This is a genomic window from Weizmannia agrestimuris, assembly GCF_943193165.1.
Taxonomy (GTDB): Bacteria; Bacillota; Bacilli; order Bacillales; family Bacillaceae_C; genus Weizmannia; species Weizmannia faecalis.
Genome location: NZ_CALPDC010000011.1, coordinates 17,596 through 41,057 on the forward strand (window position 1 = coordinate 17,596; position 23,462 = coordinate 41,057).

Genomic DNA, 23,462 nt, shown 5'->3' on the forward strand with positions numbered 1-23,462 from the left:
AGGACTATTCTTCTTCGTGTTTACATTGGTCACACGTTGAGTAAAGCACGGATACTTTTTCTTCCTCAACGTGGTCAATCGTGGCATCGCATGATTGGCAAACAATGATTCCCATCCGATTTTCCTCCCCTTTGCGCTTTTTGTAATCGCTTGTAATATTATAATATGTCATACTGGAGAAAAAATCAAGGATTTTGTATAACATATTTTAAATTATGTTATACAATTGAAAGCGTAATCATTTTGCGGTTGTTTTAGAAAATCAGTTTTGAAAATGACACTTCCACAAGCCCGTATACAGCGAGACTCAGCACCGTTACCACAGATGCAGCCCGGAGCGAATGCACAATTGATTTTGCCAGGGCAAAGGCAATGAATAAAAAAATAATGAACAGGGCGGCGGTAAAAATAGCTGGATCGTGATCGGACAACCACTCTGCCAGTTTAAAACCGCTCCATATCATGATCTGGAATAAAAATGCCACCGTACATTTCATTGTCCCACCTGCACCTTTCATCATAATTCAAAATATGCACGCAGTTTCGTTGTTATAACCTTGCCTGCCAGCACGAAAAAATCTGTCCCCTATGCAGTTGTTACTGTTATAGCCTTATAGCGGCGCCTTTAAACGGAAAAAGGCTTCACGCCGGGGCAGCCTTCCCGGTGTGAAGCCTTTGAATCATTATTTTAAAATATGGACTGGGGTGCCGAGTGCCGCTTCGGCCGCTTCCATCGTAATTTCCCCTAATGTCGGGTGGGCATGGATCGTCAGCGCGATATCTTCCGCTGTCATGCCCGCCTCGATTGCGAGGCCGATTTCCGAAATAATATCGGAAGCGCTGATCCCGACGATTTGGCCACCGATCAACAGCCCGTCTTCTTTGCGTGTAATCAGTTTGACGAAACCTTCGCCGGCTTCAAGGGCAAGTGCCCGCCCGTTCGCGCCGTACGGAAATTTGCCGACTGCATAATCAATGCCCTCTTCTTTTGCCTGCTGTTCTGTATAGCCGACCGTTGCAAGTTCCGGATCAGAAAAGACAATGACCGGAATGCCGAGGTAATCCACTTCGGCCGGCTGCCCGGAAATGGCTTCGGCCGCAATCTTCCCTTCATAGGAGGCTTTGTGGGCAAGCTGCGGGCCCGGGACAATATCGCCGATGGCATAAATATTCGGCACGCTTGTCCGGCACTGTTTATCCACTTCGATAATGCCCCTGTCTGTCATCTTTAAATTCAACTGTTCAAGGCCGAGTTCATCTGTGTTTGGACGGCGCCCGACCGTAACCAGCACATAATCGCCTTCCACTTTTTGTTCCTGGCCTTTTGCTTCATACGTGACAACTACGCCGTTTTCCTTCTCTTCCACGCCTTTTGCCATCGCTTCCGTGATAATTTCGACACCCCGTTTTTTCAGCTTGCGGACAACGAGGGAAGTCATTTGTTTTTCAAACGCGCCGCCGATAATGTCTTTTGCCCCTTCCAAAATCGTTACTTTCGTCCCGAATTTTGCATAGGCTGTCCCGAGTTCCATTCCGATGACGCCGCCGCCGATAATGACGAGTTTTTCCGGAATTTCCTTCAAACTCAGCGCGCCGGTTGAATCAATGACGCGTTCTGAAAATTTGAAGGAAGGGATTTCAATCGGTCGCGAACCGGTTGCGAGAATCGCATTTTTAAATGTATAGGTTTGCGCTGATTTCTCGTCCATTACACGAAGCGTATGGTCATCGACAAAATAGGCTTCCCCGCGGACGATGTCAATTTTGTTGCCTTTTAACAGGCTTTCTACGCCTCCGGTCAGTTTTTTCACGACGCCGGATTTCCATTCCTGCACTTTCCCAAAATCAATTTTTGCATTTTCAACGGCAATGCCGAGCGCCTCGGATTCCGTTGCGTATTCATAGCGGTGCGCCGCCGAAATGAGCGCTTTTGAAGGAATGCATCCTACATTTAAGCAAACCCCGCCGATAAACTGCTTTTCAACGATCGTCACTTTTTGGCCGAGCTGGGCTGCCCGGATGGCCGCGACATATCCGCCAGGCCCTGCGCCGATTACAATTGTGTCGGTTTCAATTGGAAAATCTCCTACAACCATCAGATTACGCCTCCATTAATAAAAGTTCTGGATCATGCAACAAACGTTTGATATGATTTAACGCATTTTGTGCGGTGGCACCATCGATGATACGGTGGTCAAAACTGAGCGACAACGCCAGTACAGGCGCTGCAACAATTTCACCGTTTTTAACGACCGGCTTTTCTGCAATCCGGCCGATTCCTAAAATGGCCACTTCCGGACGGTTGATAACCGGTGTAAACCATTGCCCGCCGGCGGAACCGATATTGGAAATCGTAATGGAAGCGCCTTTCATTTCGTTCGGGGCAAGCTTTCCATCTCTTGCTTTTTCAGCCAGTTCATTAATTTCTTTGGAAACCGCAAATACCGGTTTGCGGTCGGCGTGTTTGACGACCGGCACAAGCAAGCCGCGCTCCGTATCAGCGGCAATCCCGATATTGTAATAATGCTTATGGATGATTTCATTCGTTTCATCATCAATCGAACTATTTAAAACCGGGTATTCCCGCAGCGTGCTGACGAGCGCTTTTACGACATACGGCAGGAAAGTCAGTTTGATGCCTTTTTCTGCCGCGATCTCTTTGAATTTTTTCCGGTGCGCGACCAGTGCCGTCACATCGACATCATCCATCAGCGTAACATGCGGCGCGGTTTGTTTCGAGTTGACCATCGCTTTTGCAATCACTTTGCGGATGCCGCTCATCGGTTCACGTGTTTCAGGGAATTCCCCTTCAGGAATAGCATTCTGGGAAGCAGGTGCCTGTGCTTCGGTTTTGCCGGTTTCCGCTTCCGGCTGCTGCGGCCCGTTCACATACGCATCGATATCTTCGCGGAGCACGCGGCCGTTTTTTCCGGTTCCGGACACAAGCTGGATATCGACGCCTTTTTCCCGGGCATATTTCCGTACGGATGGCATTGCGATCACGCGGCGATCCGCGGATTCGGAGCCATGTTCTGCTTCTTTTTCAGCAGGCTTGGCAGTTTCAGCTGTTTCCTGTTTTGCCGGTTCCGGTTTGGCCGGTTCCGGTTTTGCACTTTCTGCCGCCTCTTCTTTCTGATCTTGCCCATGATCCCCTTTAAATTTAAGATTTTCATATCCGGGCGCATCGAATTTTACAAGGACGTCGCCGACAACTGCGACGCTCCCTTCTTCAACAAGAATGTCTTCAACAGTCCCTTCCACAGGGGACGGAATTTCGACAACCGATTTGTCATTTTGCACTTCACAAAGCACATCATCTTCCGAAACTTTATCGCCCGGTTTAATAAACCATTTTACAATCTCGCCTTCGTGGATCCCTTCGCCGATATCCGGCAGCCTGAATTCAAATGACAAGGTGTTCACGCTCCTTTTTTCAAAATGCGCCCCCATCAAGGTGCAGCAAAAAACTTGATTGGAATGTATCTCGGTTCAACGCGCCGCCATCACCCGTTTACGGCAAAAACCGGTTTAGAATGTCAATGTCTCTTTTGCTTTTTCCAAAATATCTTTATAGGTCGGAATCCAAACGCCTTCCGCCTGCGAGAACGGATAAACGGTATCCGGCGCTGTTACGCGCAATACTGGTGCTTCCAGGCTCAAAATCGCGCGTTCGTTGATTTCCGCAACGACGTTTGCCGCAACACCAGCCTGGCGCTGTGCTTCCTGGACGACAATGGCGCGGTTTGTTTTTTCCACAGACGCCACAATCGTTTCTACATCAAGCGGGCTGACTGTACGGAGATCAACCACTTCTGCGGAGTACCCTTCTTTTTCAAGTTCATCCGCTGCTTTCAATGATTCATGGACCATTGCGCCGTAAGCGATAATCGAAATATCTTTTCCTTCCCGTTTTACATCGGCTTTTCCGAGCGGAATCGTATATTCTTCTTCCGGCACTTCTTCCCGGAAAGAACGGTACAGTTTCATATGTTCGAGAAAAACGACCGGGTCATTGTCCCGGATCGCGGAGATAAGCAACCCTTTCGCATCATAAGGCGTGGACGGAATTACAACTTTAATGCCCGGTGTTTGCGCCATGAGTCCTTCGAGGCTGTCCGCATGCATTTCCGGCGTATGCACGCCTCCGCCGAAAGGAGCGCGGATCGTAATCGGCATTTTCAAATCCCCGCCGGTGCGGAACCGGTATCTCGCCATCTGGCCGTGGATCGAGTCCATCGTTTCAAAAACAAAGCCGAAAAACTGGATTTCAGGAACCGGCCGGAACCCTTGGAGCGCAAGCCCGATGGCAAGCCCGTTGATGCCGGATTCGGCGAGCGGCGTATCGATGACGCGGTCTTTGCCGAACTCTTTTTGCAGCCCTTCCGTTGCCCGGAAGACGCCGCCGTTTACGCCGACGTCTTCACCGAATACCAAAACATTTTCATCATTTTTCAACTCGGTCCTGAGCGCATCCGTAATTGCCTGTATCATCGTTAGTTGGGCCATGGCTTATTTCGACTCCTTTGCTTGGTAAAATTCGTATTGTTCCTTTAAAGTTTGCGGAAGTTCTTCGTACATCACGGAGATCAGATCCGTCACTTTCTGTTTAGGTGCGCTGTCCGCTTTCTTAATGGCAGCTTTAATATCTTCTTTCGCCTGTTCGATCGTTTCATTTTCCTGCTCTTCGCTCCACAGGTTTTTCTGTTCGAGGAACTTGCGGAAACGGACAAGCGGATCTTTTTTCGCCCATTCATTGTCAAGGTCTTCCGTACGATAACGCGTCGGGTCGTCCCCGCTCATCGTATGCGGGCCGAAACGGTAGCAGATCGTTTCAATCAGAGAAGGACCTTCTCCGGCGAGCGCCCGTTCGCGCGCGCGTTTTACCGCCGCATATACACTAAACGGGTCCATGCCGTCCACTACAATGCCCGGGATGCCTGCAGCCACCGCTTTTTGCGCCAGTGTTTTGGCCGCAGTTTGCACGGAACGCGGCGTTGAAATCGCGAACTGGTTGTTTTGAACAATAAAAACAGCTGGGGCTTTAAAAGCACCCGCAAAGTTGATGCCTTCGTAAAAGTCCCCTTGTGAACTGCCGCCGTCCCCTGTATATGTCACGGCAACGGCCTTTTTGCCGCGTTTTTTAATGCCGAGCGCAACGCCGGCAGTCTGCACATACTGAGCGCCGATAATGATTTGCGGCGGGAGAATGTTCAATTTTTCAATGCCCTTCATCCCGTCCACATGTCCACGCGACCATAAAAATGCCTGTTCAAGCGGAAGGCCATGCCAGATCAGCTGCGGCACATCGCGGTATCCCGGGAGAATGAAGTCCTCTTTTTCAAGTGCAAAATGGGAAGCAATTTGGGAAGCTTCCTGGCCGGCAGTCGGCGCGTAAAACCCGAGGCGGCCTTGGCGGTTCAAGGAAATGGACCGCTGATCAAGAATGCGCGTATACACCATTCTCCGCATCATTTCCTGAAGCTGTTCATCCGTTAAATCCGGCATGAGGGAATCGTTTACAATTTTCCCTTCTTCATTTAAGATTTGGACTGTTTCAAACTTTTCTTCAATATCATGAAGCGTCTTTACTTCATCAAGGTTTGTGCGTGAAGCCATCCCGTTCACCAATCCTTTCTTTATCCGCATATATGGATATACAATTTCGCCGATTTTAAAAAATGTGTGTTTACTGCAGAAACCGACAATTCTTTCAAGTAACCGCAATCATTTTTGGCCTGCCAAAAAAGCGCTGTATCAATAAAAAAGCGGATGTGACTAATACAACACTATATTCAACATATATAGAGTACATGAAAAATAAAAAAGCGTCAATTATAAACGCTTTTTCTATCCGATATTTTTTTAATATACCGAATCATTCTCCCCGGGAAAACTGTATCAATATGCAATTTAAACTGTACTATAAAAGCGGAAACGTTGCGAGAGAAGGTTTTCAGGAAAACCGGTTCCGCGGGCCCGAAACGTTGTTGCAAACGCTGCCATTTTTTGCAGCAATCTTTCCCGGCATGCCGGAAATTGTCATATTTTGGCGTGATGGTTCCGCATTTTCCCTACATATAATAAAGGACAAGATGAGCCGCACGCCTTTACAATATCCAAATAAATATTACAATAGAAGTAGGGAGTTGATCCACAATGTTAAAAAAGCTGAGGAAGAAGCTTTTAAAACAGTGGAAAGATATGCTGCGCAAAAAGTTAATCGCCTGAACTTTTGAATCCCTCTTTTCCAGAGGGATTATTCTTTTCTTTATGAAAAAAAGGCCATGAAAAAGTTGTGATATGTACCATGATTTATATATAATAGAAAAAGTTACATTGAAAACGGAGCAAGGAGAGATTAATCATGATTTACAAAGTGTATTACCAGGAAAATCCTGAAGAGATTCCTGTCCGGGAAAACACGAAGACGTTCTATATTGAAGCCGGATCGGAAAGGGAAGTACGCCAAAAGTTGAAAGACCGCCGAATCAACATTGAATACATTCAGCTGCTTGAGGGAAAATATCTTGAATACGAAAAGCAGCAGGAAAATTTTAAATTAACGGAGTAACTGTATGAAATTTGTTAAAAATGACCAGACAGCGGTTTTCGCCCTCGGCGGATTAGGCGAAATCGGAAAAAATACTTATGGCGTACAATTTCAAGATGAAATCATTTTAATTGATGCAGGCATCAAATTTCCGGAAGATGAACTGCTCGGAATCGACTATGTCATCCCGGATTATACCTACCTCGTGAAAAACGCGGACAAAATTAAGGGCCTGTTTATTACGCACGGGCATGAAGACCATATCGGCGGCATTCCGTATTTGCTGCGCCAGATCAATGTCCCGATTTACGGCGGGAAGCTTGCACTCGGCCTTATCCGGAACAAGCTGGAAGAGCACGGCCTTCTCCGGCAGACAAAGCTGATTGAAATTAAAGAAGACGATGTGATTAAATTCCGGAAAACATCTGTTACGTTTTTCCGGACGACGCACAGCATTCCGGATTCTTACGGCATCGTCGTCAAAACGCCGCCGGGCAATATCGTGCACACCGGCGACTTTAAGTTTGACTTTACACCAGTGGGTGAGCCGGCCAACTTAACGAAAATGGCCGAAATCGGAAAAGAAGGCGTGCTTTGCCTTTTGTCCGACAGCACAAACAGCGAAGTGCCGCATTTTACGATGTCTGAACGACGTGTCGGGGAAAGCATTCAGGATATTTTCCGGAAAGTAGACGGACGGATTATTTTTGCAACCTTTGCCTCCAATATCCACCGCCTGCAGCAGATGACGGAAGCGGCTGTTTTGGCGGGTCGGAAAATTGCCGTGTTCGGGCGTAGTATGGAAGCGGCGATTGAAATCGGCCGTGATCTCGGCTATATCCGTGCCCCGAAAGATACGTTTATTGACACACAACAATTGAACCGTCTGCCGGCCAACCGGGTTACCATTCTTTGTACCGGTACCCAGGGCGAACCGATGGCGGCTCTGTCCAGAATTGCAAATGGCACGCACCGGCAGATCCAGATCCAACCGGGCGACACCGTCGTTTTTTCTTCCTCCCCGATTCCGGGTAATACGACGAGCATCAACCGGACGATTAATTTGCTGTACCGCGCCGGCGCCGATGTGATCAGCGGGTCTTTGAACAATGTGCACACATCAGGCCATGGCGGTCAGGAAGAACAGAAATTGATGCTGCGGCTGATCAAACCGAAATATTTTATGCCAATCCACGGTGAATACCGGATGCTCAGGATGCATGCCAAGCTTGCCAACGACTGTGGCGTCCCGGAAGAAAACTGCTTTATCATGGATAACGGGGAAGTGCTGGCGCTCGGTCATGACACCGCAGAAGTTGCTGGCAAAATCCCATCCGGCTCTGTCTATATTGACGGGAGCGGCATTGGCGATATCGGCAATATTGTTTTGCGCGACCGCCGCATCCTTTCTGAAGAAGGGCTCGTCATTGTCGTTGTGGCCATCAATATGAACGAGTTTAAAATTGCATCCGGCCCTGACATTATTTCAAGGGGCTTTGTGTACATGCGTGAATCCGGCGATTTGATCAACGAAGCGCAAACGATCATCACAAAGCACTTGAATAAAGTGATGGAACGGAAAACGACGCAATGGGCCGAAATCAAAAATGAAATTACGGATACGCTGGCGCCGTTTTTATACGAAAAAACGAAACGCCGGCCGATGATTATGCCGATTATTATGGAAGTTTAAAAAAAGGGGATCCCGTCAGGAAGCCCACTTGAAAAGTCCAAAAGAAAACGAAAAACGGCGAGACACCACCATTCATCGTGTCTCGCCGTTTTTTTGCATTGTATAAATAAATTTAAAACACATTTTTTCAGTGTCCTCCCCGTTAGCATAGTGCTTTTTTGTATGTCTGTTTGAAAAAGGCGCGCCAAACCGGTGTACCCGATCCGGCCGGCGTTTTGCAGAGGAAACGTTTCCAATTTTATCCATCCGCTTGAAAAGAATTTTTTATTTTTTTTTGCAAAAAGTACTGTACAAAACAAATTTCAGGGTATATACTGTATTATAACAGAAGGATAAATGATTTGTTGTTATAAAACATGCTTTTGCTGACACCAGCCCGGGCCCGGCTGTCGCAGCATCATTGAATGGTTTTATAACAACCTAAAAATCCAAACACGAAAAAGGAGATGGATGAAAAATGATGATGAGCCCAGTTGAATTTTTTAAAACATTGCCTGCGAAACAATGCCCTGAATGCGGTCAGCCGATTGAAGAACAAGCAGAATCATACATGCTGGAATGCGACCATTGCCTTTCCAAAAAAGAAGAATAACGCCGTAATAAAAAAGAAGGGGAAATCCCCTTCTTTTTTATTGCAACGATAAAATATAGGCTATCATCAAATCGGCAGCTGTCTCGAGCGCTCGTTCGTCCGGCGCAAATTTGGCATGGTGCAGCCCGTATGGTGACCCGACACCGAGCCAGAACATAAAGCCGGGGATTTCTTTCAACATATAACCGAAATCCTCCCCTGTTAAAGCCTCCCTGCATTCATGCAGGTGCGCCCCCTCGTAGCTTCGGACAAAATCCATAAAGCGGGCGGTCTCTTCCGGATGATTGAACACCTGGTAATAATTACAGCCGTAATCAATTTCCGCCCGGCACTCAAAACCGGCCGAAAGCCCGTTTGTGAGTGCTTCAATCCTGTGCTTCACTTTTTCCATCGCTTCGCTCGATAACGTGCGGATCGTCCCTTCAAGGCGTGCATGTTCCGCGATTGCATTTTGAACCGTGCCGCCGGTGATTTTCCCGATGGTCACCACTGCGCTGTCGAGCGGGTCGATATTGCGTGAGATAATAGACTGGAGCTGGGTCACCAGATGGGCCGCCGCCACCACCATATCCTTTGTATGCTGCGGATAGGCCGCATGCCCGCCCTTTCCTTCCAGGTCAATATACAGTTCAGATGTATTGGCAAACAGCAGCCCTTTTTTTACCGCCACCGTACCAGCCGGGTATTCCGGCGCAACATGGAGTGCCATCACAAGGTCCGGCTGCCATTCATCGTGCAGCACTTCTTCCAGCATCGCTTTCGCCCCGCCAGGCCCTTCTTCTGCCGGCTGAAAAATAAAGATCAGATCATCCTTAACGGGCCGGCTTGCAAAATGCGATAAAATCCCGAGTGCAATCGTCATATGAAAATCGTGACCGCACGCATGCATGTTTCCTTCGTGTTCCGATTGAAACGGGAACCCTGTCTCTTCTTTGATCGGCAGGCCGTCTATATCCGTCCGGTAACCAATCTTTTTTTCGGGGCAGGTCCCCTTTACTTTTACAAGCACCCCGGTTTTCCATGTTTTCACTTCAAGATGGCCTTTTGGCAAACGCGAAATAAAATCAAGGATGTACCGCTGTGTTTTATGCTCCTTGTATCCGAGTTCGGGAATCCGGTGCAGATCCCGCCTGATGGCAATCAAATTCGTTTCCATATCCAGTCCTTCCTTTCCGGTATGGCAAAAAAGGCCGGGCACCGTTTTTTTGGCACCCGTCCCCGGCTTACAAATTTCTGAGGTCTTTCATGATTTCGGTTTTGGATTTTGTTTTTTCGTCAATTTCTTTGATCACTTTTGCCGGAATGCCCGCAACAACGGTATGTGGCGGCACATCTTGCGTGACGACCGCACCAGCTGCCACAACCGCCCCTTTTCCGACGCGTACGCCTTCCAGAATCACAGCATTCGCCCCGATTAATACATCATCCTCAATGACAACCGGGTTCGCAGAAGGCGGTTCAATGACCCCGGCAAGCACGGTGCCCGCTCCGATATGGCAGTTTTTCCCGACTGTTGCACGGCCGCCTAAAACGGCGTTCATGTCGATCATCGTGCCTTCTCCAATGACGGCGCCAATATTGATTACGGCCCCCATCATAATGACGGCGTTATTGCCGATTTCCACACGGTCACGGATCGTGACGCCAGGTTCAATGCGGGCGTTGATTCCTTTTAAATCGAGAAGCGGAATGGCCGAGTTGCGGCGGTCATTTTCCACAACATAATCCGCGATTTTGCCACGGTTTGCTTCCAGCACGGCCGAAATCTCTTCCCATTCACCAAAGACGACAGCCATGCCGCCGCCTGCAAAAACACGGGCTGATTCACCGAAATCAAGGCCTTCGACATTTCCTTTCACATATACTTTTACAGGTGTTGATTTTTTGCTGTTTGCTATGAATGAAATGATTTCATTTGCATCCATCATGTCCATATGTATGCCTCCTGACAGCAGATTCGCACGTAAATGTGATCATTTGCGCATATGTTTCATTTTAAAGGATATGGGGCTGCGCCGCAATAAATTCACGCACCACTTTTACAAAAGCACGGACCTGCTTCAATTGAAACGCGGCGTCATAACCGAGCAGCCATGTGTCGCGTTTCAGCGGCTCCCCGCCTTCCCCTTCGAGCGGAATTTTGTGCAGATGGCGGATTTCCGCCCCGTCCAGCGTGATCGCAGGCAAAATCGCATAGCCAATACCGTTAAAAACCATTTGCTTGCACGTTTCGATCTGGTCTACTACGATTGTTTGTTTCGGGGAAGTTTGAAACTCGCGGTGCCACCAGTCCATCATTTCCTGATAATAATTCGAATCGCTTTTAAACTGGATAAACGGCCGGTCGGCAGCCGGCAGCTTTTCAAGGGTGTCAATTTCCTGGTCTACAAGAAAGAGCGGATCTTCAAACAAATGGATTTTCGTACTTTTCCATTCATTCAAGCCGCGGACAATGCCGATATGGACTTCATCTTCGTAAATGGACCGCAAAATTTCACTGCTCCAGCCCGTAACAAGCGAGATTTTTGCCTCCGGATATTTTTCAACGAATGTTTTCAGTACTTTCGGCAGCCAGTTTTGGCCGACGATCGTGGCGCAGGCGATTTTTAATGTTCCGTACACTTTTGAGTCGAGCGTGCGGATGGCTTCCCGCACATTTTCTTCCCTTTCGAGCATTTCGTTGGCGAGCTGGATGACCAGTTCCCCTTCAGGCGTTATGATCAACCCTTTTTGCGTGCGGAGAAACAATTGCGCTCCCCACTGCTTTTCAATCGACTGCAGCCTTTGCGACAAGGCGGGCTGCGACACAAACAGCCGTTCAGCCGCCTTCCGCATATTTAACTCCTGTGCTAAAACAGACAGTAACTGACACTCCGAAAAATTCATGTTAACCCCAATCCGTTTTCTTTGGTTTATGGAAAAAAGGACCGCGCAGCCATTTGCGCGGTGCCACCGCTAAAAATGATTCAATTTATGAATATGATGGTTCAATTCCTTCAGAAGCGAACGCCGTGTAAAAATGCCGGCAAAAAATCCTTCATCGTCTTCAACACATAAAAAATTGTGGTCAACAAGCCAGCGCAACGCTTTTTCAAAATTGTCATGCACATTCAGCCGTGGAATGTCCGCCTTCATGACCTGTTCCACCTTAATCTCGCCTAGTTTTTCAAACTCAATCCGTTCCAACCCCAAAATGGAATCGGTGATCATCGCGGAACTGATCAGGCCGTGCAGTCGGTAGCTGGCGTCCAAAACCGGAACAGCGGCATACCCACTTTTCGTCAGCACGAGCAAAGCATGTTCCAGGCTGTTCCCAACCTGCACATGGGCCACTTTTTCAGACGGGATCATAAAATCCATGATTTTCGGTTCAAGAAATTCCTGGCTCTGCAATGAAATCATCTTGCAAAAATCTCCTTTTCTTCCGTATTTTCAGGTACAAAAACCTTCAAGAGGAGATGCTTATTTCGTTTGCCGTTGATGCATGATGGATCACTACTATTTTATCATAAACAGGACTTGGTTGACGAAAGAAAAACGCCCGGCTTTGTGCCGGGCGAAAAAATTTTTTAACTGTCAGAGCCTTCCTGGACGATATCAAAAATTTCGATGGCAGCAATATCCAGATCGTCAAACTGGTACTTGCTGGCGTGTTTTTGCCCATCGAATACTTCCAGTTCAAACGTTCCGGTCTGCGGGAAAAATTTCACCTGGCAGAGCGCCTTGCCGTTCACTTCAAAACGCCGTTGCTGGACTTCCCCTGTATCTTTTGCTTCCTGCATCGCCTGCAGTCTTTGGATAATACCTAATAATTGAGACATAATGGACTCCTTTCAACGAACGTGAGTACCGGTTTTGGATGCCGGCATTCACCCTTTTATTCACACAAATGATAACCTGTCCCATTCGAATTTTACAGTAAAACCTTCGCTTAGAAAAGGGAGCGGCGGCAAATTTTTTCATTTTGTGCCGTTTCTGTCCTTATTTTATCCGAAATCGGGGAAGACCTTGTAACATTTTTGCGATTTGTCCCGGAGAAAAAACTCCTGTTTTAAAAGAAGCCGCTCCAAAAAATTGAAAAGAAAACATAAAAACGGCGAGACACCGCTCATCCAGAGTGTCTCACCGTTTCTTGAATACTTTTTCAGTGTCCTGCTTTTAAAGCAGAGGGCCCGGCGCGAACAAATCGGGCAAAACAGCTTTCGGCACAGCTATTCTGACCGTCACAAGCGGATTTACAATCTGACTGATTTCTAGGGAGCATGTGGCACTCAACAGCCTGTAGGCGTCATTAAACCCAAGCCCGAAAGCAGCCCGGAACCTGTTTGCAGCCGCTCGCATCCCTTTTTTCGTCGCCGCTTCCACGGTTTCTGCCGATGAAATCAAAAACCATGCGCGGTCGGTTTCAACGGCCGGCATGCCGATAGCGGGCGCGCCGGCCAGTTTCGTGCATTGCAGGGTGACTTTTCCGCCAATCTCCACGCCGGAACCGTCCAGTTCCCCGTCCCCCATTGCGGCGTGAAGATCGCCGAGCGCAAGCAGGGCACCATCATGGAAAACGGGAAGGTACAATGTCGACCCCGTTGTGATCCATCTCGTATCCATATTGCCGCCATGGTCCCCGGGTGTTTCACAAAGCACCGCGCCTTTTTCCGGGGCAACGCCGATAACGCCGATCATCGGGGCAGCCGGAAATTGAAGCTGGCTGTTAAACTGGATGTGACCGTCTTTCACACGGATGATGCGCGTATCGGTTTCTTTTACATCCTCGCCGAGCACCCCCATCCCAGGGTAAAGCACCATGACACCGGCTTCATCCAGCTCGATATTTTGAATGTTGATACAAAGGATGTCGCCTTTTTTAACCCCTTCAATCTCAATCGGGCCTGTCGCCGGGTTGATAAAGGGAATGTCCACTTCCGTCCTAAGCTGGGTTTCCAATGTGATTTTTCCGCCGTAGCAATCAAACGTCTCCACGGCAAACGTTTCGTTCAGCCGGACTTTGTAAGCCGGCTTGTTTTCCGCTGAAAAATGGGTGATAAAATGTTCTTTTTTCAGTTGCTGCATGATCCGCTCCTTTCGCGGCCGTTTAAAAAGGATGCTGATTCAGCCACTGGCCGCCGTCCATTGTAATCACTTCTCCATTGATATAGGCAGCATGGGACGAGAACAGGAAAAAAGCAAGTTCGGCAATTTCTTCCGGCGTTCCGAGCCGTCCGAGCGGGACACTGTCTAATGTCCTTTTTGCCGCTTCTTCCGATTCCCACAGCTTGCCCGCACCGCCTGTTCTTTCAATCGGGCCGGGCGCGATCGCATTGACGCGGATGCCGTATTTTTTGCCCCATTCCACCGCAAGCGTACGTGTTAAGGATAACACACCCGCTTTTGCCGCTGCAGAATGGACAACGCCGGCTCCTGCCCCCCAGGCATAGGTGGCGACCATATTGAGGATGCTCCCTTTGATCTTTTTTTCTATCCAGTAGTTTCCAACCGCCCGTGAACAATAGAATGTCCCGTTTAAGACAATATTGATGACCGCATTCCAGCCGTTTACCGATAATTTTTCCGCCGGGCAGATAAAATTTCCGGCGGCATTATTGACAAGGAAATCAATGCGTCCGAATTTTTTGTCTGTCTCTTCCACCATTCGCTGGACGTCTTCCGGATTCCGGACATCCATTTGCACCGTGAGAATATCAGAATGGTAACGGAGCAGTTCCGCTTTTGTTGCCTTTAATTTTTCCTCATCCCTTCCTGTAATGACCACTTTTGCTTCTGACTGCGCAAATTTGGCCGCCATTGCCTTCCCCATTCCGCTTGAACCGCCTGTTACGATGACAACTTTTTCTTTCATCAACCTTCTCCCCTTTCATGAATGAACAGCCATTCATTATATATAAAAAAATCAACGGATTCGGCAAGCTGCCGGATACCGTCGCAAACGATCCCAGTGCCCCGGCCCAAGTGCTTCCAGGGCGTATGAAACTAAGAATCTTTTTTTATTTTTAATAAGGACTCATGCAGCTTCGTTAATGCCCGGATGATCGTTTTCTTACGGTTATAGCCTTTTACCACAACCGTCAGGCCGTTATATTCCGCATACGCCTGCCCCCAGGCACTGTCACGCAAAAAACCGAAAACGTAAACTTTAATATATCCAGCCTCAGCCGGGATAAAAATCATGTCCATTCTTTCGCTCATTTTGAACGCTCCTTCCGTGTCCAAAAATGCGGCCCGGATTCCGGCTGGCACCGAAAACGATAGAAAGAGCCGTCTTGGTGAAATTCTTTTTTCTATACCATACCATACAATGTACCATTAGTCAGGGGAAAAGAAAATACGTTTTTGCAATTTAACCGGACGGATTTTACACAAACAGCTGCTTTTCCACTTCTTCGGCGGGGACAGGCCGGCTGAAGAAGTAACCTTGTGCTTTCTGGCAGCGGGCCGATTGCAAAAACTCCACCTGTCCTTGTTCCTCGACCCCTTCCGCGACGACTTCAAGCCCGAGCTGGTGGGCAAGGTGAATGATCGTTTTTGTAATGGCCGCATCTTTTTGGCTGTTTTCCAGTTCCCGGACAAAAGACTGGTCAATTTTTAAAATGTCAACCGGAAATTTTTTAAGATAGTTCAAAGAAGAATACCCGGTTCCGAAATCATCGACCGATATCGTCAGCCCCATTTCTTTCAGGCTACTAAGCACTTTTAAAATATGGCCTTTATCTTCCATTGCGCCTTCCGTAATTTCAATTTCAAGCACGGACGCAGGCAGCTTGTATTTTTCAAGCGTTCTTCCGATAAGTCCGGCCAGGCCGGGATCAAGAAACTGCTTCGGGGATATATTCACAGCGACCCGGAAACCGGCCCACCCTTTTTGCCGCCACTGTGCAATTTGCGCGCATACGTGATCGATCACCCACGCGCCGATTGAAGTGATCAGCCCTGTTTCTTCTGCAAGCGGAATGAACTTCAAAGGCGGGACATTACCGAATTTCGGGTTGCGCCATCTCAACAAGGCTTCAAAACTTTTAATTTTGCCCGTATCGAGCTGCACTTGCGGCTGATAATGGACGGCCAGCTCGTTTTTTTCAATGGCGCGGCGGAGATGGGCTTCCATCAAAATATAATTATGGAAGTCGGCATCCATTTTTTTGCTGTAAAAAAGGAAATGCCCTTTCCCCCGTTCCTTCACTTTAAAAAGAGCCGTGTCCGCATGTTTGATTAACGTTTCCCCGTCTTCGCCGTCTTCCGGAAACAGGCTGATGCCAACGGACGGCGTCAAAAAATAATCTTCCCCTTCAATTTTAAACGGGTCATAAAAGAGCGCCAGGATCTGTTCCGCCATTTGTTTCACTTCTTCCCGTGAGCACCCGGCCGTAAGCACGATAAACTCATCGCCGCCCTGGCGGTACACTTCGTAATCCGAAAAGGGAAGCTGCTTCAGGCGGATGGCTATCCGTTTTAAAATTTCATCGCCGACATGCTGGCCAAGAATATCGTTAAAATATTTAAAACGGTCAAGATCGATATATAATACAGCCGGATGGGGCGCGCCTTTTTTTGCTTCCGCCGTTTTCCTGTTCAACCGATCCAGCAAAGCGTGCCTGTTCCAAAGGCCTGTTAAAGGGTCAAGCTGATATGTACGTGCATCCGGAAGCATCCGTTCGCCATCCAGCAGTGCTGTCACATCCCTTGTAATGGCAATCACCCACTCTCCGCCGTTCATGCCGGCCAAAGAAGTATGGAGGATGCGCCTTGCATCCGAATGATGGATGAAGTCGACAGCTTTGTTATCTTCCAGCGCAGTTTGGCAAAAATATTCAAACCGGGCGGCTTCCTCTTCCTCGAGGACATCCTGTAGAAATTTTCCGGTTTTTTCCATCTGCTCTTCTTTGTTCACATAAACAAACTTAAACGCCGGCCCGTTCTCCACTTTCAAAACACTGACCGTCTCGGAAAGCTTGGAAAGAAAATCGCGGCTGAAAAAAACATCGATTGGCAGTTCCTGGAATTTCTTTGTTTGTCCTTCAGCTTTCGATTTGTCCATAATATCATCCTTTTTCTGATCAAGAAAATGCTTGCTGACGCTGAAAAACTCAGGTGAAAGTATATTTCTATTTTACAGAGAAATGTACGAAAAGCATAGTTAAAATACAAAAAACCGGGGCGGAAAGTGCGGCCGGGAAATCCGCGGCCGTTGCTTTCCTTCTAGGCCGGCCATCCATTTGCCGGGTCCCGCCACTCCCGGTTTTTGTCTTTTTCCGTCGGTAGTGATCCGCCCGTCGCTCACTTGTTGCCCCTTTTTTACTTCTGATTTGCGATAAAGGGCCACCAATTTGCCTTCCCAAGCATTTTTACAAGCACCGGCACAAACAAGGGCAGCATGATCAAGGCATAAAACAGAAGCCCGGTAAGTGTCAGGGTGGCGATTTGCAGCAATGATAAAACGCCGGACGGCATCATAGCCGCAAAAGTGCCGGAAAGAATGATGGCTGCAGAAAGAATGACGGTCCCCATCTTTTTCATGGCAAGCAAAATCGCCTCTTCTGCAGGCAAATGCTGGTATTCATTGAACCGTTCCATTAAAAAGATGGAATAGTCGGTACCGAGCGCGATTAAAATGACAAAACCGAAGAACGGCACCGCCCAGCTGATACCCGGATAGCCGAGCAGATGGACAAAAATGATTTCCGTTAAACCGGCAGATGCAAAATAAGTGATAAGAAGGGACGCCAGCAAATAGAGCGGCATGACGATCGACCGCAAGAAAATCAAAAGCGCGGCGGCCACCCCGATCAGCATAAAAGTGACGGTACGCGTGTAATCCGCTTTCGACATCTTATCCAAATCGCGGTTGATGCTTGACACGCCGCCGATCCCGATGTGGGCATTTTCTAATTTTGTCCCCTTTACGGCGTCTTTTAATGCCCGGTTGATATGACTAATATCAGCCATTGCCCTGTTGGAGTACGGGTTTTCATTTAATATCAGATGAAAAGTCACCATTTTTCCGTCTTTCGAAATATAATGGCCCAGCGCTTTCTGATAATCCGCATTTGAAAGCAGGGCATCCGGAATATAAATGCCGGACTGTTCCATACTTGTTTCATCTGCCAAATCATTCAGATAAGAACCGGCATCGTACAACCCGGATTCGATTTTCCCGAGTCCTGCTGCGCTTTTATCAAGACCATCGGAAAGCTGATTCATATGGGTTCCAAACGTCGTGAGGCCGGTTTTCAGCTGTGCCTGGCCGTCCGCGATCCCCTGAAGCCCCTTTTGCAGTGCCGGGATTTTCCGGATCACTTCGTTTTGGCCTGCTGCGGTCTGGTTCAAACCGGTTTCAAGCTGATCAAGCCCGTTGATGATCGGCGTAAACCCATCGGCAAAGCGGCCAAGCCCGGCTGAAATCGCTGAAAGTTTTGCGTCCACGCTTTCCAATGTTGCTGTGACGGCATCAATCTGGCTGTACAGGCTGACAATGGTATCATTGTCATTACCGGCGCCGAGCCCAAGCTCATTCATCGCCTGCTGCACTTTTTGGAATTGCGGGTCATTCGCTGCTTCCGGATTATCTTTTAAAAACGCCTGGTAAGCCGCTTGCAGGGAGCTGACCTGCTTCGGAATATCAGCCGGCAACTGGTCCGTTTGGCTGATAAACTGGCGGATGCCAGACTGGACGAGCTGGTATTTTCCATACAGCTGGTTAAAACCGGACTGCAGTTCCTTTGCCTGCTGCTGGGCATTTTTTACCCCGCTTTTCAGTTCGTCCGCGCCCGCCGAACCGCTCTGGATGCCTTCTTCAATCCGGCTGAGCGAGTTTGACAGATTCCCCATGCCGGCTGAGATTTTCTCTGAACCGGCCTCCAGCTCCCCGATCCCGTCGGTTGCTTCTTTAAACTTTGATTTGGCGTTTTCCAGGGAACCGGATGCCCCCGTTAATCCTGATTTGATTTTCTGAATGCCGTTATGGCTTTTTTCCAGCCCTTCACCCAATGTTTTGGCCTGGTTTTTGACATAAATTTCTTTCATTACCGAACCGTCCGGCCTTGTCGCGCTTTGAATTTGTGCAACATGCGGGACTTTATCCAGATCAGCGCTGATTTTCTCGATTAAAGCGAGATAGTCTTTTGATTTAACAGGCTCATCATTCTCGAGGACGACTTCGGCCGGCATTGCTTTCCCGGCGCCGAAACTTTCGGCAATGATGTTGAACGCTTTTACGGAATCGTAGTTGTCCCCGAGTTCATCGAGAGAATTGAAAGACAGCTTTCCGTTATAGCTGATCAATAGCGGAACCATGATCACCGCCACAATCGCAAGGGAAAGAAACGGCCTTGCCAGCGCAAAAAGGCCGGCCCGTTCCCAAATTTTGCTTTCATGGTGGGAAATGTCCCCGCGCACAGGCCAGAACAGCCCTTTCTTTAACACAGCCATAAAAAACGGCACAATCGAAAACAGGGCAAGCAGCAAAACGGCTACCCCGACCGCAACGGCAGAAGCGGATTGGTACAGCTTAAAACTGGCAAGCCCGATCGAGGCAAAACCGATCAGGACGGCAATGCCGCTGAACAGCACCGTTTTCCCGGCCGAACGGTAAGTCGCAAGAATGGCCGGCAATGTTTCTTTGCCATCCGCCAGTTCTTCCTTAAAGCGGCTGAGCAGCAAAATACAATAATCCGTACCAATCCCGAACAAAACAGCAACGAGAAAAATTTGCGTAAAATTTGAAACCGGAAAATCAAGCTTGTCGACGAGTATCGCAACGATAAACTGGCTGACAAGATAAGAAAGCCCGACCGTTAATAGCGGGATGAGCGGCGCGACGATTGAACGGTACACGAGCACAAGGACGGCCAGGATGAAAACAATCGTAATCGCTTCTGTTTTTTTCAAGCCCGCCTGTGAGCTGTCCGTGACATCTTCATTGATCAGCCTGTTGCCGGTCATCATCACCTCGACGCCCGGCGTTTTTACCGCTTTCTGCAAAGCCGCGCGCACTGTTTTAAAAGACTTCTTGCCCGGATCCATGCTGGCAATGGCCATCACCGTTTTTCCGTCTTTGGAGACAAGCTCACTTTTAAGGGCCGGCTCGCGAAAATGGGTTGTTAAGCCCGTAATCGCATATTGCTTTTTATTTTTTTCCAGCCGTTCAAGTGTGCTCCGGATATGCCCCATCTCATGGCCGGATATTTTTACCCGGTCATGGAACACGATGATGACGCTTGTACCGTGGTTTTCTGTCTGCTGGTGCCGGCTTTTGATTTCAGCCGCCCGTTGCGAGGCATAACCTTCCGGAACCTTAATCTGGCCTTTTTCCCTGACTAATGGTTCCATTGCCGGCGCTTTCCATGCCAATAAAATGCTGATCAATGCCCATACTAAAACAACAATCCATTTCAACTGCACCAATCGCTTCATGAACTGGTTTCCTCCCAAGCTTGTGATCACGTCACTCTTGAACCATTATAAAACAAACGGCCGCAGAAGTATGTAAAAAAATGGACATTTTCATGTTGCTTTCTTTCCAAAATAAACGAAAAGTAGTATAATTGACTAAAAAATAATATGATTAAAAATGAAAGGAGTTCTCTATTTGAATTCGCATAAACCTGCTCCATTACAACCTACAATCGAAAACCTCTCTTATGCTGTATTCACGGTCAATCGCCATGCGAAAACCGCAACCAATCCAAAATTTCTTTACCTTTTAAAGAAAAAAGCGCTTGAGAAAATGATCCGGGAAGGGAAAGCACTGAAAGTCGGGCTACACTTTTCCGAGCATCCGAAGTACAGCCAGCAGCAGTCTGATGTGCTTGTAAAGTGCGGTGATTATACATTCCATATTCCGCCGTCAAAAGACGATTTTAAAAACCTCCCCCATCTCGGATACCTGGACCATAAAACAAGGAACCCGAAATGCCGCATGCCTTTAAGCCAGGCTAAGCAGTTGCTCGAGCAGTATACTGGGCTCACGGAAAAACAACAGCATCCGGGGCAGCCCCGCACCGGCAGAAAAAATTGCAAACCGGTTTTTAAAAAATTGGGTGACTCCTTTTTCTAAGCCGCAATAAGCGCAAACCAAATAACGGGAAAATCCGTTTGCAAAACCGGGTAAAAGACCCCTTCCAGATGAATCACGATACGCAACCATACAGGAAAGCCCTCCGCGATTAGCCGGGGGCTTTTCTGCGTTTACAGCACTTTTTCGTCCATCGCAAGGATAAGCTGGTTGATTTCAGGTTTACTGATTTGGGCATCGGCGCCGACCATTTCCCCTTTATGCCTCAATGCGTCCGTGATCAGCGACGAAAAGATGATAACCGGCAGCACTTTTAATGCAGGATCTTCTTTTATTTTTTTCGTTAAATGGTGTCCATCCATTTGCGGCATTTCAATGTCCGTAATCACAAGCTGGACTTCATTTTTAATCTCTTTTCCGCTTTCTGCAATCCCGGATAAATATTCGAATGCTTCTTTCCCGTTTTCAAAAAACGCAATTTGTTCATACCCGGCTTCAAGTAGCGTATCGCGGAGCAATTCCCTGAGCAGGCCGGAATCTTCCGCGATCACAATCCGTTTATTGTTCCGCTCCCGCTTTCCAAGCTTTTTGACTTCTTCCACCCGGATCGTGGCTTCCGGGTTGATTTCCGCAATCATTTTTTCAAAATCAAGCAGCAAAATCATCATGTCTTCTTTCTTGATCACGCCGATCACCTGTGTATCGGTGCCCGCATACATCCCGGACGGTTTTTCAATTTGATCCCAGGAGAACCGGTGGATTTTTGAAACATTGTCCACATGAAAGACAATTTTTTGCTGGTTGAACTCCGTCACGATAAATTTGTCATCCTCGCCCGTTTCCGGCGGATGCCCGAGTACTTTGCGCAAATTAACAACCGGCAGTATTTCCCCGCGCAGCTGGATAATGCCTTCAATATTTGGATGGGCGTGCGGAATGGTGGTAACCGCAGCCGGCATGATAATTTCCTTCACCTTAATGACATTGATGCCGTAATGATTTTGTGCGACAGAAAATTCTACGATCTCAACTTCGTTTGTGCCGCTTTCCAGTAAAATCTCGTGCTCTAGACTCATTTTTTTTGCCCCCTCGTTCTAAAACGTATGAAAATCCGGCGCGGAGCATTTTGCAGACTGCCCGATTCTCAATATTTGCCCACATGAATTATATCGGCAGATGGACCAGAATGTTTCACCTCTAAAAGGGCAAACGGAAAAGATTGCTTTTTCACAAATGTGCAAGCGTGGTAAGATGAAGAAGAACAGGACATACATATTTAATGAAAAGCAATTCGTGAAAGAGGAGGAAACCGGTTTTGGAACATTTACTGAACCCGCATGTGCGGGAGATTGAAATATCCGGCATCCGCAAGTTTTCAAACATGGTTGCCGGAATCGAAGACATGGTCTCATTTACAATCGGCCAGCCCGATTTTAAAACGCCGGAACATGTCAAACAAGCAGGGATCCGCGCCATTGAAGAAAATAAGACAACGTATACCCACAATGCCGGCGACCTTGCTTTACGCAAGGCTGCAGCACAATTTGTAAAAACGAAATACAATCTGTCTTATAAACCGGAAACGGAAGTCATTGTCACGATCGGCGCCAGCGAGGCGATCGATATTACGCTCAGAACCGTATTGACACCCGGTTCCGAAGTCATCCTGCCCGGGCCCGTTTACCCGGGGTATGAACCGGCCATCCGCCTGTTGGGAGCCGTTCCGGTGCACGTGGACACAAGGGCAAACCGGTTTAAGCTAACCGCGGATCTCATCCGCCAGGCTATCACAGCAAAAACGAAATGCATCATTTTGCCGTACCCTTCCAATCCGACAGGGGTTACGCTCGAAAAGGCGGAATTGCAGGAAATTGCAGACCTGCTCCGCGGCCGTGATATTTTCATTCTGGCCGATGAAATTTACAGCGAGCTAACGTACAATCTGCAGCACGTCTCGATTGCTTCGTTTTTGCCGGAGCAGACCATCGTCATTAACGGCGTCTCAAAGTCCCACTCGATGACCGGCTGGCGGATCGGCTTCGTGTTTGCGCCGGAATGGCTCACAAAGCATATTTTAAAAGTCCACCAATATAATGTGTCGTGCGCGCCTTCTATTTCCCAGATGGCGGCGCTTGAAGCGCTGACAGCCGGCATCGATGACGCGCACGCCATGAAAAAGGAATATGAAAAGCGGAGAGACTATGTATGCAGGAGGCTGGATGAGATCGGCATCGGGTATGTGAAACCGGACGGGGCTTTTTACGTATTCGCAAAGGTGCCGGAAGCGTTGAAGCGGTCCTCTTTCGATTTTGCGCTCGATCTGGCAAAACAGCAAAAAGTCGCGGTTGTCCCGGGCAGCGCTTTTTCGAAGTACGGCGAAGGCTGGTTCCGGATGTCTTACGCATGCAGCATGGATCAACTTGAAAAAGGGCTTGCGCGCATGGAAAAGTTTGTTGCAAATCTATCCTGAAATATGCGCCGGCTGATTTTCATTTTTCCGCCGGTACCGCATTCCATGGGCAATGGGTGTTATGCTGAAAATGAAATATATTTTCATTCCTTGCTGGCTTGCTGGCGCCGCGTTCGCCATAAAGAGAGAAGCCTG

23 protein-coding genes are annotated in these 23,462 nt (G+C 48.2%); 6 read left to right on the top strand and 17 right to left on the bottom strand.

The features are described from left to right. Positions 1–4: 4 nt before the first annotated feature. The 6 genes from NFR98_RS06660 to pdhA form a co-directional block, all read right to left on the bottom strand. Positions 5–115 (bottom strand): GapA-binding peptide SR1P, encoded by a 111-nt coding sequence (locus tag NFR98_RS06660; RefSeq protein ID WP_014095609.1) that lies wholly within the window; start codon positions 113–115, stop codon positions 5–7. A gap of 139 nt (positions 116–254) precedes the next feature. Further along, positions 255–497 (bottom strand): hypothetical protein, encoded by a 243-nt coding sequence (locus NFR98_RS06665; RefSeq protein ID WP_026683831.1) that lies wholly within the window; start codon positions 495–497, stop codon positions 255–257. Between the two features lie 186 nt (positions 498–683). After that, positions 684–2,096, bottom strand: a complete 1,413-nt coding sequence (gene lpdA / locus NFR98_RS06670) for a dihydrolipoyl dehydrogenase (RefSeq protein WP_014095611.1) — start codon at positions 2,094–2,096, stop codon at positions 684–686. Positions 2,097–2,100: 4 nt separating this feature from the next. Next, the gene (locus NFR98_RS06675) at positions 2,101–3,414 is read right to left on the bottom strand and encodes a dihydrolipoamide acetyltransferase family protein (RefSeq protein WP_014095612.1); all 1,314 of its coding nucleotides are present in this window, start codon (positions 3,412–3,414) and stop codon (positions 2,101–2,103) included. Positions 3,415–3,528: 114 nt separating this feature from the next. Further along, positions 3,529–4,506: an alpha-ketoacid dehydrogenase subunit beta gene (locus tag NFR98_RS06680; protein ID WP_014095613.1), complete on the bottom strand. Its 978-nt coding sequence runs from the start codon at positions 4,504–4,506 to the stop codon at positions 3,529–3,531. A 3-nt stretch (positions 4,507–4,509) separates the two neighbouring features. Beyond that, positions 4,510–5,616, bottom strand: a complete 1,107-nt coding sequence (gene pdhA / locus NFR98_RS06685) for a pyruvate dehydrogenase (acetyl-transferring) E1 component subunit alpha (protein WP_014095614.1) — start codon at positions 5,614–5,616, stop codon at positions 4,510–4,512. A gap of 194 nt (positions 5,617–5,810) precedes the next feature. On the opposite strand from pdhA, the gene NFR98_RS06690 reads away from it, so the two are divergent. From NFR98_RS06690 to yhfH, 4 genes are all read left to right on the top strand, one after another. Then, positions 5,811–6,236, top strand: coding sequence for a hypothetical protein (locus NFR98_RS06690; RefSeq protein ID WP_128890946.1), 426 nt, complete (start codon positions 5,811–5,813; stop codon positions 6,234–6,236). A 128-nt stretch (positions 6,237–6,364) separates the two neighbouring features. Next, positions 6,365–6,571 (top strand): DNA-dependent RNA polymerase subunit epsilon, encoded by a 207-nt coding sequence (locus NFR98_RS06695; RefSeq protein WP_013858917.1) that lies wholly within the window; start codon positions 6,365–6,367, stop codon positions 6,569–6,571. A gap of 4 nt (positions 6,572–6,575) precedes the next feature. Continuing rightward, positions 6,576–8,243, top strand: coding sequence for a ribonuclease J1 (gene rnjA, locus NFR98_RS06700; RefSeq protein WP_014095615.1), 1,668 nt, complete (start codon positions 6,576–6,578; stop codon positions 8,241–8,243). 457 nt (positions 8,244–8,700) lie between these two features. After that, positions 8,701–8,835 (top strand): protein YhfH, encoded by a 135-nt coding sequence (yhfH, locus tag NFR98_RS06705; RefSeq protein ID WP_013858915.1) that lies wholly within the window; start codon positions 8,701–8,703, stop codon positions 8,833–8,835. 37 nt (positions 8,836–8,872) lie between these two features. Here the strand turns inward: yhfH and NFR98_RS06710 are convergent, their stop codons facing one another. The 10 genes from NFR98_RS06710 to NFR98_RS06755 form a co-directional block, all read right to left on the bottom strand. Then, complete coding sequence (locus tag NFR98_RS06710) at positions 8,873–9,991, bottom strand: N-acetyldiaminopimelate deacetylase (RefSeq protein WP_014095616.1); 1,119 nt, start codon at positions 9,989–9,991, stop codon at positions 8,873–8,875. A 67-nt stretch (positions 9,992–10,058) separates the two neighbouring features. Beyond that, complete coding sequence (gene dapD, locus NFR98_RS06715; protein ID WP_014095617.1) at positions 10,059–10,769, bottom strand: 2,3,4,5-tetrahydropyridine-2,6-dicarboxylate N-acetyltransferase; 711 nt, start codon at positions 10,767–10,769, stop codon at positions 10,059–10,061. A gap of 61 nt (positions 10,770–10,830) precedes the next feature. Continuing rightward, positions 10,831–11,721 carry a transcriptional regulator CcpC gene (ccpC, locus tag NFR98_RS06720; protein ID WP_071646891.1) on the bottom strand — a complete coding sequence of 297 codons (891 nt, stop codon included), beginning with the start codon at positions 11,719–11,721 and terminating at the stop codon, positions 10,831–10,833. Positions 11,722–11,790: 69 nt separating this feature from the next. Further along, positions 11,791–12,237: a cyclic-di-AMP-binding protein CbpB gene (gene cbpB, locus NFR98_RS06725; RefSeq protein ID WP_013858911.1), complete on the bottom strand. Its 447-nt coding sequence runs from the start codon at positions 12,235–12,237 to the stop codon at positions 11,791–11,793. A gap of 167 nt (positions 12,238–12,404) precedes the next feature. Then, the gene (locus NFR98_RS06730; RefSeq protein WP_013858910.1) at positions 12,405–12,656 is read right to left on the bottom strand and encodes a YkuJ family protein; all 252 of its coding nucleotides are present in this window, start codon (positions 12,654–12,656) and stop codon (positions 12,405–12,407) included. Positions 12,657–12,993: 337 nt separating this feature from the next. Further along, a complete protein-coding gene (locus NFR98_RS06735; RefSeq protein ID WP_026683826.1) occupies positions 12,994–13,902 on the bottom strand; it encodes an acetamidase/formamidase family protein in 909 nt (302 codons plus the stop codon). Positions 13,903–13,924: 22 nt separating this feature from the next. Further along, the gene (fadH, locus tag NFR98_RS06740) at positions 13,925–14,689 is read right to left on the bottom strand and encodes a 2,4-dienoyl-CoA reductase (RefSeq protein ID WP_026683825.1); all 765 of its coding nucleotides are present in this window, start codon (positions 14,687–14,689) and stop codon (positions 13,925–13,927) included. Between the two features lie 131 nt (positions 14,690–14,820). After that, a complete protein-coding gene (locus NFR98_RS06745; protein ID WP_014095621.1) occupies positions 14,821–15,036 on the bottom strand; it encodes a hypothetical protein in 216 nt (71 codons plus the stop codon). A 166-nt stretch (positions 15,037–15,202) separates the two neighbouring features. After that, positions 15,203–16,882, bottom strand: a complete 1,680-nt coding sequence (locus NFR98_RS06750; RefSeq protein ID WP_014095622.1) for a putative bifunctional diguanylate cyclase/phosphodiesterase — start codon at positions 16,880–16,882, stop codon at positions 15,203–15,205. A 257-nt stretch (positions 16,883–17,139) separates the two neighbouring features. Further along, positions 17,140–20,256, bottom strand: coding sequence for an MMPL family transporter (locus tag NFR98_RS06755; protein WP_026683824.1), 3,117 nt, complete (start codon positions 20,254–20,256; stop codon positions 17,140–17,142). Positions 20,257–20,431: 175 nt separating this feature from the next. Between NFR98_RS06755 and NFR98_RS06760 the strand changes: the two genes are divergently transcribed. Further along, positions 20,432–20,899: a YkyB family protein gene (locus tag NFR98_RS06760; RefSeq protein ID WP_017552159.1), complete on the top strand. Its 468-nt coding sequence runs from the start codon at positions 20,432–20,434 to the stop codon at positions 20,897–20,899. 131 nt (positions 20,900–21,030) lie between these two features. Here NFR98_RS06760 and NFR98_RS06765 read toward each other — a convergent pair whose 3' ends face one another. Continuing rightward, positions 21,031–21,933 carry a chemotaxis protein gene (locus NFR98_RS06765; protein WP_026683823.1) on the bottom strand — a complete coding sequence of 301 codons (903 nt, stop codon included), beginning with the start codon at positions 21,931–21,933 and terminating at the stop codon, positions 21,031–21,033. A gap of 239 nt (positions 21,934–22,172) precedes the next feature. Here NFR98_RS06765 and NFR98_RS06770 point away from each other — a divergent pair, with 239 nt between their 5' ends. Then, on the top strand, positions 22,173–23,327 hold the full coding sequence (locus NFR98_RS06770; protein WP_026683822.1) for an aminotransferase A: 1,155 nt from the start codon (positions 22,173–22,175) through the stop codon (positions 23,325–23,327). Positions 23,328–23,462 lie beyond the last annotated feature (135 nt).

Coding starts and splice junctions, on each gene's coding strand:
- NFR98_RS06660 (WP_014095609.1), bottom strand. CDS start 115: ATGGGAATCATTGTTTGCCAATCATGCGATGCCACGATTGACCACGTT.
- NFR98_RS06665 (WP_026683831.1), bottom strand. CDS start 497: ATGAAATGTACGGTGGCATTTTTATTCCAGATCATGATATGGAGCGGT.
- lpdA (WP_014095611.1), bottom strand. CDS start 2,096: ATGGTTGTAGGAGATTTTCCAATTGAAACCGACACAATTGTAATCGGC.
- NFR98_RS06680 (WP_014095613.1), bottom strand. CDS start 4,506: ATGGCCCAACTAACGATGATACAGGCAATTACGGATGCGCTCAGGACC.
- pdhA (WP_014095614.1), bottom strand. CDS start 5,616: ATGGCTTCACGCACAAACCTTGATGAAGTAAAGACGCTTCATGATATT.
- NFR98_RS06690 (WP_128890946.1), top strand. CDS start 5,811: ATGAAAAATAAAAAAGCGTCAATTATAAACGCTTTTTCTATCCGATAT.
- NFR98_RS06695 (WP_013858917.1), top strand. CDS start 6,365: ATGATTTACAAAGTGTATTACCAGGAAAATCCTGAAGAGATTCCTGTC.
- rnjA (WP_014095615.1), top strand. CDS start 6,576: ATGAAATTTGTTAAAAATGACCAGACAGCGGTTTTCGCCCTCGGCGGA.
- yhfH (WP_013858915.1), top strand. CDS start 8,701: ATGATGATGAGCCCAGTTGAATTTTTTAAAACATTGCCTGCGAAACAA.
- NFR98_RS06710 (WP_014095616.1), bottom strand. CDS start 9,991: ATGGAAACGAATTTGATTGCCATCAGGCGGGATCTGCACCGGATTCCC.
- dapD (WP_014095617.1), bottom strand. CDS start 10,769: ATGGACATGATGGATGCAAATGAAATCATTTCATTCATAGCAAACAGC.
- ccpC (WP_071646891.1), bottom strand. CDS start 11,721: ATGAATTTTTCGGAGTGTCAGTTACTGTCTGTTTTAGCACAGGAGTTA.
- cbpB (WP_013858911.1), bottom strand. CDS start 12,237: ATGATTTCATTGCAGAGCCAGGAATTTCTTGAACCGAAAATCATGGAT.
- NFR98_RS06730 (WP_013858910.1), bottom strand. CDS start 12,656: ATGTCTCAATTATTAGGTATTATCCAAAGACTGCAGGCGATGCAGGAA.
- NFR98_RS06735 (WP_026683826.1), bottom strand. CDS start 13,902: ATGCAGCAACTGAAAAAAGAACATTTTATCACCCATTTTTCAGCGGAA.
- fadH (WP_026683825.1), bottom strand. CDS start 14,689: ATGAAAGAAAAAGTTGTCATCGTAACAGGCGGTTCAAGCGGAATGGGG.
- NFR98_RS06745 (WP_014095621.1), bottom strand. CDS start 15,036: ATGAGCGAAAGAATGGACATGATTTTTATCCCGGCTGAGGCTGGATAT.
- NFR98_RS06750 (WP_014095622.1), bottom strand. CDS start 16,882: ATGGACAAATCGAAAGCTGAAGGACAAACAAAGAAATTCCAGGAACTG.
- NFR98_RS06755 (WP_026683824.1), bottom strand. CDS start 20,256: ATGAAGCGATTGGTGCAGTTGAAATGGATTGTTGTTTTAGTATGGGCA.
- NFR98_RS06765 (WP_026683823.1), bottom strand. CDS start 21,933: ATGAGTCTAGAGCACGAGATTTTACTGGAAAGCGGCACAAACGAAGTT.